Genomic DNA, 19,795 nt, shown 5'->3' with positions numbered 1-19,795 from the left:
GGCGAGAGATCGGAATCCGGTTTATTGGCGGTTGCCATATGGAGACAATGATGGACTCAGTCGGAGAGCATGCTTCACCTGTCAGCTCCCGCGAATTGCGGTTGGCACCACGGCAGGTTCTCATCGATGATCGTTCCGATGGGACGAAGATACTGAAATCTCCCATCGAGTTCAGATCGAGCGATCGATCGGTTCTCGACCTGCTGTCGGAATGGGCGAGCAGGGCGCCGGATCGCATCTTTCTCGCGCAGCGAACGCCGGACGGCGGCTGGCAGGAGATGACCTATCGAGAAATGTGGCGCAGAGTTCAAGCGGCCGGCCAGGGCCTCATAAATCTGGGCGCTGCTCGCGGCGATCGACTTGCAATTTTGTCCGGTAACTCGATTGAGCATGCGATCGTCATGTTCGCGGCGATGGCCATCGACGTGGTCGTGGCTCCGATCTCTCCGAGCTACAGCCTGTTGCCAGGCGGGATGGCCCGCATCGAAGACATCGCGAAGGTGTTGCGACCGAACTTCGTGTTCGCGCAGAGCCGGGAGCCATACTTTGCGGCGCGGCGAATTCGCGAATTCGCCGGCGCGACATGGATCACCAGCGAGGGAGCCGGAGCCGAGGCAGTCGAACTGGAGAGACTTTATTCGACGGAACCAGAACCCGCGTTTTTCGAGCGCTTATCGTCGATCGACGTTGATCGGCCGGCGAAGATCCTTTTCACGTCGGGCTCGACCGGTTTGCCGAAGGGCGTCATCAATACCCACAGAATGATGATGTGTACGATCGAGATGACGGCACTGCTGGTGTCGAGCGACGCCGATGACAGTCGCTGGCCGGTGCAGGTCGAATGGCTGCCCTGGCATCACACTATGGGAAGCAACATCATTCTGCACGGCGTGCTCAGGGATGGTGGCACGCTTTACATCGACGATGGCCGGCCGCTTCCACATCTTTTTCATCGCACGATCGCCAATCTCAAGGAGGTGTCGCCCACAAAGATGTTGAGCGTTCCTGGGGGGTACACGCTACTCTGCGAAGCCCTGGCCGCAGATCCTCAGTTGAGGACCTCGTTCTTCCGTCGTCTCGATGCATTGATGTATGGAGGATCGGCGATTGCGCGTCCGACTCTGGATAAGCTTAAGGAACTGGCGATCGCGACCATTGGCCGGCCCGTTCCGATCCTGTCCGGCTACGGTGCGACGGAAACGGCACCGCTGATATCCGCGACGCATTGGACAGGCAGCGAACCCGGCGAGATCGGCCTTCCGGCCCCGGGTATTCAACTGAAGCTGGTCCCACACGGGGATGCCTACGAAGCGAGGGTCAAGGGACCAAACGTCACACCCGGCTATCTCGAGATGCCGGACGCCACACGCGCGGCGTTCGATGAGGAGGGCTTTTATCGAGTAGGCGATCTGGTCTCGTTCGTAGATCCGGCTGACCCGAACATGGGTCTTCGCTTCGCCGGCCGGGTATCCGAAAATTTCAAGCTGTCGAATGGTACGTGGGTCGTTGCGGGCGCCCTTCGCACGGCTCTGCTTGCGGCGACGGAAGGCGTGCTGCAGGACGTCGTGATAGCGGGGGAGAATAGAGACCGCTGTGCGTTACTGGCTTGGCTCAATTCGGCGCGCGCAAAGCAGTACGCTACAGGGTCGAACAAGGCCGAGGATCGTGACCTATGTTGCGACCCCGGTGTGATCGCGTTCATCAGGGAGCGCCTACAAAGACACAACAAAGCCACCGGCAGCAGCGAAAGAATTGTCAGCTTCATCTTGTCGGACGAGCCACCTTCGCTCGGGGCAGGTGAGATCACTGACAAAGCTTATATCAACCAGCGGGCAGTGCTCAACAGACGTCGGGAGCAGGTCGAGATGCTCTACGGGCGGCCGACGGGCGTCGGCGTGATCGTGGTCTAGACGCGTTTTCTTCGCGAACCGGTATCCACTTCGCTCGAAAACTCAGATGGCGTGGGCTTCGCGGATCATCGCCGCCGCACGCTCACCGATGATGACGCAGGGGGCCATCGTATTGCCGGTTGTGACCCTTGGCATGATTGACCCATCGGCGATTCGCAGCCCTTCTATGCCATGGACCTTGAGCGAGCCGTCAACGACCGACATCTCGTCGCGCCCCATCTTGGCCGTGCAGGTGAAGTGCCAGAACGGTATGATGCGATCGCGGACAAAGTTCTCCATTTCCGATCGACGGAGGCGCCCGGGGGACATTTCACGCTTCGTGAGTGAACTGAAGGCCGCGGAATTGCCGAGATCCCGGCTGAGCTCAATGGCTCGCAAGGCCGCCTTCAGGTCCGCCGGGTCGCTGAGAAGATTCGTTTCGATATCGACCGGGTCCATCGGGTCAGGGCCGGTGAGGTGAATCCTTCCTTTGGCGTGCGGCCGCACGATCCCGGGCCTGATTGACCAGTATGAACCGGTCGCATCGGAAGCACCGGTGTCGGGGCTGTGGGATACACCATCGATGACGAAAGCTTGCACGTCCGGCGTATCGAGTGCGGCGTCGCTTCTGCAGAAGAAGGTGCCCCGCACGGCCCCATAGTCGTGCGGCCGCTCCGCGTACTCCCACACGCAACCGTCGACAAGCAGGTGCTCCTGAAGATTTTGGCCGACACCGGGAAGATGCTGCACGACATCAATGCCGAACTTGCGGAGATCCTGCGCATCCCCGATACCGGATTGCATCAGGATCTTGGGCGTGTGTACCGCGCCGAGCGAGAGGATGAGCTCATGCTCAACGTCGAAGCTGCGTGAGGCCCCGTCGTAGATCGCCTCGATGCCGGTTACCCGCGCGCCCTTCATTTTGATGCGCGTCACCAGTGCATGCGTGAGCACGGTCAGATTGGGGCGATCCATATAAGGATAGAGGTAGCTGCGGAAGACCGATAGGCGCTTGCCGTCGCGGATGCGAATATTGCACCGCGCGGCGCCACCCGCCATCTCCATCATCACGCCATTCTGGTCAGAAAAACAGGGAACGCCGAGCGATGATGCTCCCTCGCACAGAGCCGTGGCGAGAGGGTGTGGCGCCGATTGCTCGACAACGACCAGGCCGCCGGCGCCGCGTCGTTTGGGATCTGGCGCTCCGCGCCAGTCCTCGATCCGCCGATAGATCTCGAGTACGCTGCGGTAGGACCAGCGATCATCGCCGCTCTCCCGTGCAAAGTAGTCCCAGTCAGTCCTGTGTCCGCGCGCCCACACCATCACGTTGATGCTTGAACTGCCACCAAGAACTTTACCCATCGACCATACCAGTGCCCGGCCGTTCAGGTGCGGGTTCGGACGGGTCCTGAAAGCCCAGTCTCGGTCCGAGCCGAGATTTTCGCTCCAGCGCGCGGCATCCTGAACTTCTGGCACAGCATCGGTCCCGCCGGCCTCGAGCAGGAGCACGCTAACAGCCGGGTTCTCAGCCAGCCGTCGCGCAACGACCGACCCGGATGAACCGGATCCGCAGACGATGAAATCATAGCGCTGTCGGAGTGCGCTCGTGAGCGTCCTCTGATTGGCCTCGACTCGTGCAGCAAATTCGGCGTTTTGAGGATCGTCATTCGAAGTTTCGGATGTCTTTGTTTGCATGGCCCCGCCGTCGCACATTTCGCCCGCAGGTAAGAACTGCGGTTCAGAGCTCCGGCCGCGAAATTCGAAATCCGCTCCGGAGACGAAACCATCTTTCCGTTGTCGAAAGTCTTATCAATGCATTTTCGTGCGATCACGATCAGCGGTGGCTACATGCGCATGCGCACAGCTGCGAGGATGAAAGACAGCAGTATCAGACTCAGCGGCGGCTTTTCGCCGTGCTTAGATTTTAGCCTATCGGGTCGCGTCCGCGATCCTGCCGCCGAAAAGGTTATCCAGAGTCGTAACCGTTGTTGCTACGTCTGAAACTCATTGCCGTGACCTGAAATATCGTAGCAATTTGCCAGCTCTAGGCTGCACGAATGCAAGACTTAGCCGTACTCAAGACTTGGCCGTACTCTTGGAGGTTCAGTCATGACGAAAATCGCGCATTGCTGCTGCGGCTCGTTGCGTGCAGAGGTGGGCGGCGAGCCGGCGTTTGTGGCCGCGTGTCACTGCCTCGAGTGCCAGCGCCGTACTGGCTCTCCCTTTGGCGTCAGCGCCTTTTTTCCGAAGGATCAGGTGCGCATCGAGGGGCCAAACAAAGTCTACGACCGCAGCAGCGACTCGGGGCGAAAAGTCGAATTTCATTTCTGCCCCGCCTGCGGCTCCACAGTGTTTTGGTACCCTGCATTTATCCCTGAATTCATCGCCATCGCCTTTGGTGCGTTCGCTGACCAGTCGATGCCATGGCCGATGCTATCCGCCTGGGAGGCGGAGGGGCATCCTTGGGTGGCTTTCGATCACGAACTCGATCACCGTCGACGTCAAGACGACTGAGAAGGACCGGTCGACGACTGAGAAGGACCGGTCACGGTCAGCACTCGCACACGCAGTCACGCGTAGACGCCAGGCCAGCCGGACGATTGAATGTTTCGTCTGCAATATGCGGTCCTCGGCATGACATCATGCAGCAATAGCGTCCATCTTACGGTGCCATGTGACCAACATGGAGTGAATGATGCAGTTCGGTATCTTCGATCAGAATGACCACGGGCCGTATCCGCTCGCCGAGCAGTATGAGAACCGCCTCAAGCTGGTCGAATTCTACGACCAGGTTGGATTTCGAACCTATCACATGAGCGAGCACCACGCGACCCCGCTCAGTCTAACACCGTCGCCGAGCGTCTTCCTTGCCGCCGTTGCGCAACGCACCACGCGCCTGCGCTTGGGTGCGCTGGTCTATGTGTTGCCGGCTCATCATCCGCTGCGGCTCGCCGAGGAGATCTGCATGCTGGACCACTTGAGCGGTGGACGTATTGAGGTCGGCATCGGCCGTGGCGCTTCGCCACACGAACTTAGTTATTTCGGAGTCGATCCGGACCATGCGCAGGCAATGTATACCGAGGCCTACAGCGTCATCATGAAGGCTTTGACCCAAGATGAGGTCAGTTTCGACGGCGTGCATTATCGGTTTGCGAATGTGCCGGTCTCTCTGAAGCCGCTGCAGCGCCCGCGTCCGCCTTTGTGGTACGCGGTGTCGGCGCCCGAAGGCGCGGCGTGGCCGGCGGAAAACGCGATCAACATCGTCTGCGGTGGGCCGGTGCAGCGCGTGCGAGAGATAACGGATCGCTACCGCGCCGAATGGGCGACGGCAGGACGGACGCAGGAGACGCTGCCCTTGCTCGGCATCCATCGCTACGTGGTCGCGGCCGACAGCGATGGCGAAGCGATGGCGCTTGGACGCCGCGCCTGGCCAGCGTTCTACCAGAGTTTCATGAAGCTCTGGAAGTTGCACGGCACGCCGTCCCGGATAGCAAAGATGGTATCGGAGGATTTCGATACCATGGTGCAGAATGGCGGCGCGTTCGCGGGCACGCCGGCGACGCTGCGCGACCAAGTGAAGCGCTTGGCTAACGCGTCCGGCACGAACTATTTCATCGGCCAGTTCTCTTTCGGCGATCTCAGGCACGAAGAGGTGCTGCACTCCGCGGAAATCTTCGCGCGCGAAGTGCTGCCGCTCGCAGGCGAGCGCACAGCCCTGCCCAGTTAGGTCAAACGGTTAGTTCAGAGTCATGCGTCGTCGTCGACCTGAGGGGCAACTAAACGCTGTCGTCAAATCGTAACAGTGCCCTAATACGGTCATCCGTCCGACGTGGGGTTTTTGCGAAACTAAAGGTGGTCGTCGTCGGCCGGCCTTTGGCAGTTCTAAAGGTCGAGCAATACCATCATATCTGTTGGTCTGTGTGGTAGACGTTCGATCGTGTCCAATGCTCGCTCCAGTTCTCGTCGCGCTTTTGCTGTCCCGCGGTCTGCTTCTTGCCATGCAACGCGAGTTTGCTGCGTACTTTGGCTGAGCCTTGCTCTGATCATGGGTTGTCTTGTAACTCCAGATGAGCTGGCGGCCTCAGAGCAGCGTGACGGAAAAGCCGGATCTGCGGAGCTGGTCACCTTCGATTTGCCTGTTCAGTCGCTGACGTCTGCGCTTGAGGGCTACGGCGCGATCTCCGGCCGGCAAGTTATCTACGATGGTGACTTGGCTAGGGGGCGGCAGTCTGCCGAAGTTAAGGGCGCGTTCACGCCGGAGGTCGCGCTCAGGATGCTGCTTGCCGGCACGGGCCTCTCTCCGCAATATATGGCTGCCGATGGCTTTGTGCTGAAGTTGGCGGAGAAGGGAAGATCAGGTCCCTCCGTGGGTACGGCGTCGTTCGCGCTCGTTACGGAATATTATGGCCGAATACAGGCCGGCATCAAGCAAGCGTTCTGCGCGAACGGACGCGCGCGATCGGGAGGATATCGCGTCGCCGCCAGCTTGTGGATCAATGCGTCCGGCAGCGTGACGCGCGCGGCACGTCTGGATACAACGGGAAATTCCGATCTTGACGGCGCGCTTGATCAAGCATTTCGCGATGTGAAGATTGGTGCGCCGCCACCCGCTGGCTTTGCCCAACCGGTTGTGATGGTCCTCACGCCCGACGCGGTGCGCGACTGCGGGCAGGACGGAGCGCGGCAAGCCGGAGCCGGACCATGACGCGAGCCGGATGGGACGCGCTTCAGCAGCTTCTCCTGTTGCGATACGACGATCTGAAAAGACGATTGACCCGGTATCTCGGTTCCGCCGAGCTTGCTGGCGACGCCTTGCATGACACGTGGCTGCGGCTCGAGCGCGGTGGGGATTTGGCCCAGGTTCGCGCGCCTGACACCTATCTTCTACGAGCTGCCATTAATATTGCGCGCGACAATTTGCGCGCCGAGAACCGACTGGTGACGACCTCCGACGCGAATGCGCTGCTCGGCATCGCAGACGATGCGCCCGGCGCGGAGCGCGATGCCGAGGGGCGCTCCCACTTAAGGATGCTGATGGAGGTGATGGCCGAACTGCCGCCGCGCCAGAAGGCGATTCTGCTTGCGGCCAGGGTTGAAGGTTTGGGGCGGCGAGAAATTGCCCAACGCTATGGCGTGTCGGTGCGCTACGTACATCGCGAGCTGCAGGCTGCACATGACTACTGCGCCGAGCGCCTCGAAAAACTGATTGCTGGCGAGTTCATTTCGGAGCCTCGACAATCGTCTCTGGGGCAAGAGCCTCCTGCAGCGTCGTCGGCCAGGACGCCAAAGTCGCCGGGGTCCCGAAATGAGCGCGGATGATCGCATGGACAGCGCCGCAATACTGAAGCGCGATGCCCGGCGGTGGGTCACCGAACTCGCCTCGGGGGAAGCGAATATGGGGGATTTCGAGAAGGCCGAACGCTGGCGGCGCCAGAGCCCCGCCCATGAAGCTGCCTTCGCGGAGGCGACCCGATTGTGGAGCGATTTTGCTGCGGCGGGGCGTCGCCTTATCGCGGAGGAAGGTAAGCCGGCTTGGGTGCCGCCGCCGTCCCCGACGAGCCGGCGTGCCATGTTGGCCGGGACTGGTGCGCTTGCAGCTTCTGCGGCGGCTTATGCCGTGATCAATCCGCCACTTGCGCTTTGGCCGTCACTTGATGAGTTCCGGGCAGACTATCGAACCGCGATCGGGGAGCAGCGGCGTGTCATGCTGGCGGACGAAATATCCGTGCGGATGAACACTCGGACCAGCATTGCGATTCCGCAGGCCGTCGACACTGACCAGATAACGCTGATCGCAGGCGAGGCCTTCTTTGCCATGCCGAAGCAGCCGAAGAGATCGTTGACCGTGGTGGCCGCTGACGGCCGTTCGACGACGACGCGAGCGCAATTCGATGTGCGCAACATCGATTCGAGCGTATGCGTCACATGCTTCGACGGCGAGGTTCGCATCGAACAGCAAGGACGGGTCGCGACAATCGGCGCCAACCGGCAGCTTCGCTATGACAAGGCGGGACTTGGAGAAGTCACCGCGGTCGATGCTGCGGACGCCGCTGCCTGGCGAGACGGCATTCTGATCTTTCGCTATACGCCGCTCTCCGACGTCATTGCGGAAATCAACCGCTACCGGCCCGGTCGGGTCATTCTCGTAAATACCGAATTGGCGCAGCGATCCGTCAACGGCCGCTTCAAGATCGAGCGAATCGACGAAATTCTGCTCTGGATCGCACAGGTTTATGGGGTGAAGCCCCGATCCCTGCCTGGCGGGATCATGCTGCTCAGTTGACGGCTTCCAGCGGCCTGTCGCTGATACATAACTGTCATAAAAAATTTCGTGTCGAGGTTGGTTCAGATTCCTTTTTCGACAATCGTCTCTCATCGGAGGCGCCGGCCGTGAAGCTCTTCGAGATCACGAACGGTGCGTATCATGTGTTGGATTTGCCGAGAGCGCCGTTCCATGCCCGTTTCTTCGCGCCGTCCCGATCCCAGGTTTAAAGGGACGCTTTTGGCGTCCGTCAGCGCAGCGGCATTGCTGATGGCTCCGACGCAAGGCGCGCATGCCCGGCCACTGGGCAGCAATGGTGCGTCCTCGTCGGCGGTCAACGCCGCGATCAATTCGGCGATGGCCGGCGCGCAGCAGGCACAGCAGGCGACGCAGCAGTCGATCGCGGCGGCGGCGCGTGCATTCCAGGCGATGCAAGCGGCGCAGACCGCGGCTCGCAACGCGGCCGCCCTGGTACCGAGCGCAGTCCCGAACGGTCTTGCGCCTGGCGGTCTGCAGATCGCCCCGGGCGCCACCCCGAATTCTGCCTTATGGCAGAATGCGAAGATGCCGACCCAGAGCGCAAGCGGCAGTGGCGTCGCAGTCGAAATCCAACAGACCGGCCAGAAGGCCATCCTTAACTGGCAGACTTTCAATGTCGGTCAGAATACGACGGTGCACTTCGATCAAAGTGCGGGCACGCAGGCCGATGGAACCAACACCTGGGTCGCCCTCAACCGCGTCAACGATCCCTCGGGCGTGCCGAGCCAGATCCTGGGTGCGATCCGCGGGGAAGGCTCAGCTTATCTCATCAACCAGAACGGCATCATTTTCGGCGGAACGAGCCAGGTGAACGTGCACACGCTGGTTGCGTCATCGCTCAACTTGACGGATCAGCAGTTCCTCAAGGGGATCGTCAACCCGCAAGGCTATGACATCGCGAACCAGAAGATTTTCGATCCAGTCTTCGTCAATACGTCGGGCGGATCGGCGGGCGAGATCACGGTGGAGGCGGGTGCGCTCATTCAGACCGCAGCGTCCAGGTCGGTCACCAACGGCGGCGGGAATGTGTATCTGTTCGGCAGCAAGGTTACGAACAGCGGCACCATCGTCACGCCGGACGGCCAGACCGTTCTGGCGGCCGGCAGTGCGGTTTACCTCACGCAGAGTATGGATTCCAATGTCCGCGGCGTGGATGTCAATCTTCTGAATGGTGGCAGCGTTACCAACACAGTCCAGGGCTTTATCAGCGCGCCCACCGGCAACATCTCGTTGGTCGGGATGAACGTGAAGCAGGCCGGTGTTCTGTCCGCAACAACTTCGGTAGAGGAGGCCGGCTCGATCAGCCTGATCGCGCATGATGGTGTAGCCCAAATCGGCATCGTCGATGTCGCCGCCACGGCGTACTACGCCGTCCCCACGCGCCTTGGATCCGTCGAGCTTTCCGCCGGCAGCATGACAGCGATCCTGCCCGAGGAAAACGGCCACACGGCGCTCGATGGCCAGCCGCAAGGCAAGTCGGCGATCAAGGTGGAGGGGCTGACGGTCAATGTGTTGGGCGGAGCCCAGCTTGTCGCGCCCAGCGGCAACGTCATGCTGCAAGCGTCCAGCAATCCCCAGGTTCTGTTGATGCAGAACCGTACAATTCCTGGTCTTATGGTCAATTCTGGGTTCGATGCCGGCCGCGTCTATGTCGGTGCTGGTGCAATCATTGACGTCTCGGGCATGCAGGACGTCGCGGTGGCCGCCTCCAACGACGTCATCAAGGTCAACGTGCGCAGCAACGAACTGCGCGACTCTCCGCTCAATCGCAACAGCATCCTCAAAGGCATGGATGTTTGGGTGAACGTTCACGATCTCAACAGGATCGCGGATGATCGGATCTATACCGCCGGCGGCCTGCTGGAAGTATCAGGCTGGCTCGGCCTTGTTCCTCGCTCGATCGATGAGCGTCTGACCACCGGAGGTTCGGTCAATGTGTTCTCGACCGGCGATGCGATCCTGCGGCCGGGTGCCGTGATCAACATCGCCGGTGGTTCGCTTGCGCATCGGGCGGGGTACGTACCCAGCACGCGACTCGTGGGTGCCGACGGGCGCATCTACGACATCAACCAAGCGCCGGCCGATATGGCCTATGTCGGCATCGCCGGAATGTTCACGGTGAATCACGCCCACTGGGGCATCACCGAAATCTACCGCAATCCGCTCGGCGGCAACAGCGTGCGCTACCAGTCCAGCTATACGGAAGGAAAGTCGGCGGGGCGCCTGTCCGTCGTCGCGCCGCAAGCCGAGATCGACGCTGACGTCAACGCGACCGCCGTCAACGGCATCTATCAGCGGACCGCCGGCAACATGGCGCAGAACGGATCGCTGACCATCGGCCAGGACAGCGGACCTGGCCTGTCGAATGTCATCATAGCTCCCACGGTGACTCCGCCCACGGATGTCTTTGCCGACAGCAGCGTGACCAACGGCAGCCGCGATCCCAACACCATGCTTCCGACGGATTGGCGGAACAACCTTTATCTCTCATCTGAGGCGCTCAATGCCGCCGACTACGGCAGCATCACCATCAACGCCAGCGGAATTGCCTTGACGGATGGCGCGGTTCTCAGGGTAGCCGATGGCGGTGCGATCACGATGACGTCGGGGGGCAGCATCTCCCTTGACGGGCGGCTCATCGCCCGCGCCGGCGCGGTCACGCTGACCACGTCGAACATCGGTTCATCGGCGCTGCGCGACGTCATCCTCAAACCTGGTGCCGTGATCGATGTCTCGGGTATTTGGACGAATGACCTTCTGTCCGGCGGCGTCGCAATGCCCACGCTCTACAATGGCGGCAACGTCGCGATCAATGCCTTCGGCGGTATCGATCTCGGCGCCGGCGCGCTCATCGACGCGTCCAGCGGCGGTTGGCTTCAGGCCAATGGCAAGCTCAAGACATCCGGCGATCTGCCGGTAGGAACCGGCGGCAACATCACGCTTGCTACCAATATCAAGACACCTAACGATAGAGGGAGCGGCACTAGTCCGTCATATCTGACGCTGGACGGAACGGTGCGCTCATACGGTCTTGCGGCCGGCGGACAGCTCAGGCTCGTGACGCGCGACATCCAGATCGGAGGGAACAGGCCGGTCGACGACTCATTCCTCTGGCTCGAGCCGTCCTTCTTCTCAACCGGAGGCTTCGGTCAATACGAGCTGATCAGTTATCGCGGTCTCACCATTGCGGCCGAAACTGACATCGAGCTGCACGCGCAGATCCTCATCCCGAGATCGGATATTGTCGCTGCGCCGAGTGGTTCAAGCATTCTCGCACTGGCGGCGGTGGGAAGTCCCGAACTCTATCAGGCAGCCAAGCCGGTCAATCTGGCGCTCAGCGCAGTCGATCCGATCGACGGCGCCCTCGTCATGGGTACTGGTGCAACGATCAATGCCGACCCCGGTGCAAGCATCAGCCTTCATGCCAGCCGTCAACTGACCATCGACGGCGCAATTCGTGCGCCCGCAGGGACGATCAACCTCGACCTTTACGGTCTGGTGCAATCCTCCAACACCCGTGATGCGCCGAGCTACGATCCGTCGACGACGCTCTGGATCGGGGCGAACGCGCGCCTGATCGCGCCGGGCCTGGTGCAAACCTACATGGACGGCACCGGAGAGTCGGCCTATCGGCTCTGGGATGGTGGCAGCGTCAATGTCAATCAGAACGGACCCAATGCGATCTACTACCCATATGCCAATTATTTCGGAGCTCCGCTCTCCACCTATGCCTATGCGGTGGGAAGCGTCGTCGCCGAGGCCGGATCAATCATCGATGTGTCCGGCGGCGCAGGCAGCATCAGTGCGCCGACGCGTAGCGGTTTCTCACGGTCTATCGTCGATTATCCGGTAGCGACAAACGGCGGTGCGCTCAACATCGTGGCATCGCAGGGGCTCTTCCTCGATTCGACCATTCGTGCCCAAGGCGGTGGACCGACGGCTGCCGGCGGAGTTCTCACGATCGACCAGACGATGTGGGCTTCCGATCCGGCGAATCGGCCCAATTTCACGCAGCCGCTGGCTGAACTGGTGCTGACCCAGGGCATGCGGTCACGTCTGCCCAAGGGTATACGAGTGGGAGACGCACTTCCGACGGAACTGCTCGGAAAGCTGAATGTCAGCGCCGACAAGATCATGAGTTCGGGCTTCGATAGCATTTCGCTGGGTGCGGTCGATGCGGTGGTCTTCGACGGCGATATCAATCTGCATACCAATCGCAGCCTCGCGATCAACGCGCGAACCTGGAGCGCTACCCCGGGAGCAGATGTGCAACTGAGCTCGGCCTATGTCGTTATCGGTCGTGCGGAGTCCATGCCGAACGCGGCGAGCTGGATCTCGTGGGGTGCAGCCGCCGAAGGTACGGCCGACCTGACGCTGAATGCCGATTTGATCGACATCCAGGGCAGTCTGTGGAGTGGCGCTTTCTATAGCAATTACAATAACCCGGTACCGGTCGATGTCACTCGTCCCGGGTTTGCCGTCATGAAATTCAACAGCAGCGGTGACATCCGGTTCGTACCCGACCCGACCCAAAACTCGACCGCCACCATCATCACGACTTATGGCGATTTGGTATTCACAGCCGCACAACTCTATCCCGTCACCAGCCCGCCGGGTTTCGACGCGCGGAACACCTCGCAGAGCAGTCTGATCCAGATCATCTGCAGCGGCCCGACCAGCACGATCACCATCGCGCGCAACGGGACAGATACACCGCCGGCGCCCTTGTCAGCCGGCGGCCAGCTGCAACTGATCGCTCCCACCATCAATCAGGGCGGCGTATTGCGCGCGCCTTTGGGACAGATCACCTTCGGTGATCTCTCCAATCCCGGCGGGACGACAGATATCAACCTGCTTCCTGGCAGCATCACGTCGGTTTCGGCGGAAGGCCTGCTGATTCCTTACGGCAGCCCTCAGGGCGAACTCTACTACATCTACGGCTTCGCCGGCGGCACACCTAATCAGATCAACAGGCCGGTTCAGAAGCTGATCTCCTTCTATGGTCAAAACATCAATGTTGGAGGCGCAGCCGGTGGCCGGCCTGCCGCCAAGATCGACGAGTCCGGCGGCGGCGACTTCTATGGCGCGCAGTTCGTGAGTGGTGCCGGTGGGTCGGTGGACACATTGAATGGCGTCAACACCTTCGCCATCCTGCCGAGCCTCGGGGCGGCCTATGCACCACGCTCGCCCCTGATGGACTCGAGCAGCGGCGATCCGAGCAAGTCGGCACCCAACGTCAATCTTTCGGTCGGCGACCAGGTCTATCTGAGCGGGATTGATGGGCTCGCTGCCGGCTATTACACGCTGCTGCCCGGCCACTACGCGCTGTTGCCGGGTGGCTATAAAGTAACGGTAGCGGCAAGCAACCTCGCGCCGTCGCGGATTGCAGGGAATCTCAAGCTCGCCACGGGAGACTATTTGGTCTCTGGCTTCCGGGCCGTTGCCAACACAGCCATCCGGGATTCCTTGCCCTCGGAGTTCATTGTTACGCCAGGGGCGCTGGTGCGCCAGCAATCGCAGTACATAGAGAGGACCCTGTCGCAAGTCTTCCTGGAGCAAGCCCAACGCGCCGACACCGTGGCGCCGCCGCTGCCCATCGACGCCGGGCGCATCGTGCTCAATGCGATCAACGGCATCACCTTCAATGGTCAGACAGATTTCTCCGTGCCGCAGGGCGGGCGTGGCGGTCAGGCCGATATCGTGGGCACCAGGCTCATGCTGCTCGGCCCCGGCGACGTCCTCACGCCGGGTTATACGGGGCTGGATGATGACCTGATCAGCGCCATCGGTGCGCAGAGCGTGCTGATCGGCGGCGTGCGCTTGTTCAGCGGAATAGGTAACACCCAGCTCCGCATCAACCAGGCGGCGACCAATATCGAGATCGGCTCGCATGCCGTGCTGCGCGCGCCGGAGATCATGTTGCGCGCGAACAGTGCAATCACTATCGATCCCGGTGCGGTGATCGATACGACCGCAGCCGGTGCAGCTTTCGACCAGTTCGCCGTGGATTCCGTCACCGGGCTCACGCTGGGGTCGATCGTGCTGACCGGCGGCGCCTTCCTGATGGCTTCCAATGCGCCGAGCACGCTGCCCATCCTTTTGACCGCGGCGGGAACCAGCCGCCTCACGATCGGGGCCGGCGCGAGGGTCGATGCCGGGACCAACATCGCGCTGGCCAACGTTTCCAATTTCTCCGTCGATCCCACCGCCGCGTTTGGTGCGCCGACCATCACGCTCGCCGCGCCCACGATCAATCTCGGGCAAGGCGGAGGCAGTGGCGTCACTCTGACCAACGAGCTCCTGGCGGGATTCATGCGCGGAGATCCCGCTCATCAGGTGGCTCCGGTCAGCAACCTGATTCTGAGTGGCGCGCAGGGGATCAACATCTATGGCTCGGTGACGGTAGGCGGAGCGGGGGCGGGGGGCCAGCCTGTTCTCACCTCGCTGACCTTCGATGCGCCGGTCATCCAGGGCTTCGGCTCCGCAGCCGACGCGGCGACGATCACGGCAGGAAAACTCAAGTTCACCAACAGCGGCGCGGCCAGAACGGCAGCCGGTTCCGGTCAGGGTTCGATCGAGTTCGATGCGACCGAACTGACGCTGGGGAACGGGACGGTGGGTTTCGGTGGCTTCGGTTCGGTGACCTTGTCCGGCGCGGCGCAGGTGATCGGCGACGGCGCCGGGATCTACAATTTCACGAGTCCCGTGACGGTCTTCACACCGGTGATGGCCGCCAGGGCGGGAGCGGATACGACGATCAACACCACGGGCGCGTTGAGCTTCCTCAGGCCCGCCACGGCGGTGACGCCAATCAGCACTTTTCGCTCCCTCGGCGCGCGTCTGACCGGGAACGCGGCAAGCATTGTTCAGGGCACCGAGATTCGGCTGCCCTCGGGAATGATTACACTGAACGGCGCCTCGGGCGTTACGCTGGCATCGGGCTCGGTGACCGACGTGTCCGGCGAGATCACGCCGTTCTTCGACGTCGTGCGCATCGCGCCGGCCGGCACGGTGAACCTGCAATCGCAGAACGGCAATATCGTCATGACGGCAGGTTCATTGATCGATGTGAGCGGCGGCGACCTCGACGCGGTGGATCGCGCCAGGACGCCGGTGATTGACGCATGGTCGTCGGATCGCGGCGGCGATGCTGGCACGCTCAATGTCGTTGCAAGCAACGGTACGGCGCAGCTCGAGGGCGGCTTCGTTGTCAGGGCTGTTGCCGGTTACGGGGGTGCCCAGGTGTCGATGAGCCTCGGCTCCGGCGACGCCGGCATGCTGCTCGCCGCGGTGGAGGGCTTCGGTGGGAGGCAGGCGCTGACGCTGCGGACCGGCGACATCACGGTTTCGAACGTAGCCGCGCACAATGTCGAGCTTTCGGCGATCACCGGCAATGTCACCGTCAATGGGCTGATCGACGCGCGCGGTCCGGGCGGCGGCAGCATCCGCCTGACCGCCGGCAACAATCTCACGCTTGCCGGCAGCGCAGTGCTCGATGCGCGCGCCACTACGGCAACCGGCGACGCGGGCAACGTCTTCCTCGGCATCGACAGTCGCAGCACAGGCACGCTGAGGCTCGCATCTGGCTCCAGGATCGACGTTACCGGCGGCGACCAGGCAATCAATCAAAGCGGCGGCAAGGTGTGGTTGCGCGCCCCGCGCAACGGAGCGAGCAGCGTTGCGATCTCCGCCAATGGTGTGACGTTGATCGGCGCGCGCGAGATCGCTGCCGAAGCGGCGGTGGCGATCGATATCTCCAGCAATCCCTATGTCGATCAGTGGATCGCCGCGGCCGACGCCGACGCCCAGGCTTATGTCGCCAACGCGGCGGCTATCAAGGCAGGGATCGGGACGCTGGCAACTCATGCCGCCTTCCATTTGATGCCCGGGATCGAGTTCTTCAGCACCGGTGACATGGCGCTGATGCAGGCTCCGTCGAGCACCAATACCGGCATCGACCTCCATACTTACCGCTATAACGGCGAGCCCATGGTGCTGACCTTGCGCGCCGCCGGCGACCTCACCATGAACGGCAGCTTGAGCGACGGCTTTGACAGCCCTGTCGCTTCGCCGGACGGCAATATCTTCGCGATTGCTCCACTGCTCGCGCAAGGCGCTCGCTCGGCAACGTTGCGTCTGACGGCGGGGGCCAATCTGGCGAGCGCCGATCCCAACAGCTTGCTGCCGAAGTCAAGTCTTGCGGCGGGCAAAGGCTCGATCGTGTTCGACGACCCACACAATGACGCAGGCGGATATCCGATCGCGAGCGTGCTGCGAACCGGGTCAGGCGATCTCGACCTGGCCGCCGGCCGCGACATCGTCATCACGACTCCGTTCGGCATCTACACCGCGGGATATCAATCAGGTCCGGTGGCCGGATTTACCCCGCCGGTGCGCCAGACGATCCAGTCGGCATTGGCAGGGGCGATGAGCCGGACCTATCTCGGCTATCAGACCTGGGATTATGCCACGCAGTCCGGTACAAGCTGGGATACGATTTATCCTACGGCGCTCTATCCGAGTTATCCCGTCGGCGGCGGAAATTTGCGGGTTGTCGCCCAGGGCGACCTCACGGGTAGCTCGGTCCTTTCTCCCAACGGCCAGAATGGCAGTGCTGCGAGCGAGGTCGACACGTTCTGGCTATGGACGATGGGGCAGCCCAGTCCGTCCGGTCAGGGCCGCATCAACGGCACCTGGTTCATCAATTTCGGCACCTATTTCCAGTCTTACGCGGCCGGCGACGGCGCTCCCAGCGTCGCCGCATTCCGTGGCCTCGGTGCGCTGGGTGGCGGCAACGCCTCGGTGATGGTCGGCGGCAAAATGGTCAACGTCGATGTCAGCGTGCCCACGACCGGCCGCTTGCCTGTCACGGGGACGAGCCTGGCGGACGCTGTCGTCACCGGCGGTGGCAGCGTCAGGGTCGATGTCGGCACGCTTCTGGACAAGTCCAATATCCTGATCGGCAGGGGCGCGGGAGAAATCCACGCACAGGATTTCGGGGTCACTCCTCCGCCGCCCAATCCCATAGTCAGTTCGTCGACCAGTGCCGTGAATGTCCTGGTAGGGGACGCACAAGTCACCGTGACGTCCGATCGTACGCAGAGCGTTCAGATCGGTGATCCCACGCGTGCTGGAATTCAGCAGGGCTACAACCCCAATGCCGGACCTGGTCGTCTCGCACCGATGGGTTTGGCGGGCTGCGATTTATTCGTCTGCAACCTCTATGCCGGCTACTCGGACGCGGCGCCTGTGCCGTACGGCTTCTTCACGACCCAAACTTCGAATTCGGCGATCGAGATGTTCGCGCTCGGCGGCAATCTCACGATCAGCGGCGATTACGTGCCGGCCAATATCACCGCGGTGACGCCAACGGGCTGGATCAAGGGCGGCAGGTATTCAGGTGTCCAAGGCGGCGTCATGGTCGGGCTGCCCAGCGCGACAGGGCAGGTTGACTTTCTCGCGGGCCAAGCGATCTCCAATTTCGGATTCAGCGCAACCGGGGCACTGATCGGCGGGGACGCTACATCGCCAACCTACTATTCCGTCGGCACGATCATGAACGTCTACGACACGTTCAGGGTGCCGGCCAAAACGAACATCTACAATGTCGTTCAACCGGACGATCCGCGCCGCAACCATCTCTATTCGGACACTGATATTGCCGGCGTGATGTTCGCGTTCGGCAAGCAGACCAGCATCCATGCCGGCCGCGACGTCGCCGGTCCGGTGTTCGGCCTGCAGAATAACCATGCGAACGATGTATCGCTCATTGCCGCCGGGCGCGACATTACCGATCTCTACAATGTATCCTATACACGCATGAATGTTCGCATCGGCGGTCCGGGCGCGCTGGAGATCCAGGCAGGCCGTGATCTGAGCGTAAGGTCTTCCGTCGATCCGGGACTGTCCAGCACCGGTATCAGTAGCCTCGGCAATGCCGACAACAACCGGTTGTCGCCGACGGGCGCCTCCATTTCTGTTGCTGTGGGCGTCGGCAAGGATGGACCGGATATTGCTGCTTTCATCGCAGCCTACTTGGAGCCAGCCAATGCCGGCTCCGTCTTGAAAGGCTATTCCGACGAACTCACTGAGCATATGCGCCAGCGCGAAGGCAATCCGGTTCTGTCAAGCGAGCAGGCGCTGGCTGATTTCCGTAGGCTCTCGCCCGCTCAGCAAATGCCGTTCATCGAGCGGGTCTACTTCGCCGAACTGAAGGCCGGCGGGCGGGCGGCCGCAAACGGAAATGGAGCCGGAGGCAGGGGCTACGATCGTGCGTACAAAGCTATCCAAACCCTGTTCCCTGGAAGCACCATCGGCACGCCGACCGCCGCATACAACGGCAATCTGTCGCTCTACGGCCTGTCGCGCATCCGCACCGAGGCGGGCGGCGATATCAACATCATGGCTCCGGGAGGCGGCGTGACGCTCGGTTTCGAGAACCAGACGCCAGACTTGACCGGCCAAAAGGACACCGCACGACCCGGCTTGCTGACGCTGCGCGGCGGCGACGTCAACATCGTCACCGATCGAAGCGTCGTCGTTGCGCAATCGCGCGTATTCACCGAATTGGGCGGCGACATCCTGATGTTCTCGACCAATGGCGATCTCAACGCCGGCAAAGGAAAGAAGACGTCGCTCGTCACTTCGCCACCGCAAGTTACGGTGGATGCCTATGGCAACATCACCAAGGCGCCGGTCACGCCGCAGACGGGGGCGGGCATTGCAACGCTGATCGGGGTTCCGGGCGTGCTGCCGGGTGATGTCGATCTGTTTGCTCCGCACGGCACGATTGATGCCGGCGAGGCTGGTATCCGCGTGTCGGGGAATGTCACGCTGCAGGCGCTGCAGATTCTCAACGCCAGTAACATCCAGGTTCAGGGTATTTCTGTGGGCATCCCGACGGTGCAGGGGCCGCCCGTGGGCGCGCTGATGACCGCATCCAACACTTCCGCCGCCACCCAGCAAACGACGATGCCGACGCAGGCCGGCAACAACGATCGTCCCTCTCTCATCATCGTGGAATTCCTCGGCTATGGCGGCGGCGGGAATGGCGACGATGGAGCGCCCGACAAGCAACAGGACGACAAACGCCAACAACGAAGCGATAGCAGGCAAGGCTATGATGCCACGAGCGGCTTCCGCGTGATCGGCAACGGAGAGCTTACCGAAGAACAGCAGAAGAACCTGACCGATCGCGAGAAGAGCAGGCTGGGCCAGCTCATTGGCCCGTAGAGCTCCGCTGAACGATTCATCGGGTCGTGTGTTCGCGCACCTGAAGCGGATCGATGCCTATGTGGTCTGGTGGATGCGTCGCAAGTTTTAGCGACTGCGTCATCAGACCAAAGGGGCAGGAGATTGGTTTAACCGGCTACGCCGTTCACGCTCCCGCTTGCGGGAAAGGCGTAGGCCGCCTATGGCGGCCGTTCTTAAGAACGCCGAAGCGAAGCTTCGGCTATGGCGTAAGCGCCGGGTGAGGACTCTCTTCCCACGGTCGGACGGCGTGAATCACGGAGAGACCCCGCCCCAGCCTTCCCTCGCAAGCGGGAACGCGAACCCGGCAGCGAGCGCGGATGCAATTCGACCGCATCTCATCGCGCTCTAGAAT

General features: G+C 61.8%; 8 protein-coding genes. 7 read left to right on the top strand and 1 reads right to left on the bottom strand.

Going from position 1 to position 19,795, the window contains the following annotated elements; all coding sequences use genetic code 11:
- Positions 1–50: 50 nt before the first annotated feature.
- A complete protein-coding gene (locus K288_RS0127130) occupies positions 51–1,910 on the top strand; it encodes an AMP-binding protein (RefSeq protein WP_027582397.1) in 1,860 nt (619 codons plus the stop codon).
- Positions 1,911–1,952: 42 nt separating this feature from the next.
- On the opposite strand, the gene K288_RS0127125 is transcribed toward K288_RS0127130, so the two are convergent.
- On the bottom strand, positions 1,953–3,584 hold the full coding sequence (locus tag K288_RS0127125; protein ID WP_027582396.1) for a GMC family oxidoreductase N-terminal domain-containing protein: 1,632 nt from the start codon (positions 3,582–3,584) through the stop codon (positions 1,953–1,955).
- 414 nt (positions 3,585–3,998) lie between these two features.
- Between K288_RS0127125 and K288_RS0127120 the strand changes: the two genes are divergently transcribed.
- The 6 genes from K288_RS0127120 to K288_RS0127090 all read left to right on the top strand — a co-directional run bounded on the left by K288_RS0127120 (position 3,999) and on the right by K288_RS0127090 (position 19,422).
- Positions 3,999–4,403: a GFA family protein gene (locus K288_RS0127120; RefSeq protein WP_027582395.1), complete on the top strand. Its 405-nt coding sequence runs from the start codon at positions 3,999–4,001 to the stop codon at positions 4,401–4,403.
- Between the two features lie 181 nt (positions 4,404–4,584).
- Positions 4,585–5,616, top strand: a complete 1,032-nt coding sequence (locus K288_RS0127115) for an LLM class flavin-dependent oxidoreductase (protein ID WP_027582394.1) — start codon at positions 4,585–4,587, stop codon at positions 5,614–5,616.
- A 318-nt stretch (positions 5,617–5,934) separates the two neighbouring features.
- Positions 5,935–6,594 (top strand): secretin and TonB N-terminal domain-containing protein, encoded by a 660-nt coding sequence (locus K288_RS46680; protein WP_152535690.1) that lies wholly within the window; start codon positions 5,935–5,937, stop codon positions 6,592–6,594.
- Positions 6,591–7,208, top strand: coding sequence for a sigma-70 family RNA polymerase sigma factor (locus K288_RS46675; RefSeq protein ID WP_051334746.1), 618 nt, complete (start codon positions 6,591–6,593; stop codon positions 7,206–7,208). Before K288_RS46680 ends, K288_RS46675 begins: the two co-directional genes overlap by 4 nt.
- Before the next feature lie 4 nt (positions 7,209–7,212).
- Positions 7,213–8,172 (top strand): FecR domain-containing protein, encoded by a 960-nt coding sequence (locus K288_RS0127100; protein ID WP_027582393.1) that lies wholly within the window; start codon positions 7,213–7,215, stop codon positions 8,170–8,172.
- Between the two features lie 249 nt (positions 8,173–8,421).
- Positions 8,422–19,422 (top strand): filamentous haemagglutinin family protein, encoded by an 11,001-nt coding sequence (locus tag K288_RS0127090; protein WP_027582391.1) that lies wholly within the window; start codon positions 8,422–8,424, stop codon positions 19,420–19,422.
- The last annotated feature ends 373 nt before the right edge of the window (positions 19,423–19,795 follow it).

The organism is Bradyrhizobium sp. Ai1a-2 (genome assembly GCF_000426245.1).
GTDB lineage: Bacteria > Pseudomonadota > Alphaproteobacteria > Rhizobiales > Xanthobacteraceae > Bradyrhizobium.
Note: the sequence above shows the minus strand (reverse complement) of the source record. Positions and strands in the feature narration are given on the sequence as shown.

Excerpts from the sequence above, each read along its gene's own strand:
- K288_RS0127130 (WP_027582397.1), top strand. The coding sequence starts at position 51 with ATGGACTCAGTCGGAGAGCATGCTTCACCTGTCAGCTCCCGCGAATTG.
- K288_RS0127125 (WP_027582396.1), bottom strand. The coding sequence starts at position 3,584 with ATGCAAACAAAGACATCCGAAACTTCGAATGACGATCCTCAAAACGCC.
- K288_RS0127120 (WP_027582395.1), top strand. The coding sequence starts at position 3,999 with ATGACGAAAATCGCGCATTGCTGCTGCGGCTCGTTGCGTGCAGAGGTG.
- K288_RS0127115 (WP_027582394.1), top strand. The coding sequence starts at position 4,585 with ATGCAGTTCGGTATCTTCGATCAGAATGACCACGGGCCGTATCCGCTC.
- K288_RS46680 (WP_152535690.1), top strand. The coding sequence starts at position 5,935 with ATGGGTTGTCTTGTAACTCCAGATGAGCTGGCGGCCTCAGAGCAGCGT.
- K288_RS46675 (WP_051334746.1), top strand. The coding sequence starts at position 6,591 with ATGACGCGAGCCGGATGGGACGCGCTTCAGCAGCTTCTCCTGTTGCGA.
- K288_RS0127100 (WP_027582393.1), top strand. The coding sequence starts at position 7,213 with ATGGACAGCGCCGCAATACTGAAGCGCGATGCCCGGCGGTGGGTCACC.
- K288_RS0127090 (WP_027582391.1), top strand. The coding sequence starts at position 8,422 with ATGGCTCCGACGCAAGGCGCGCATGCCCGGCCACTGGGCAGCAATGGT.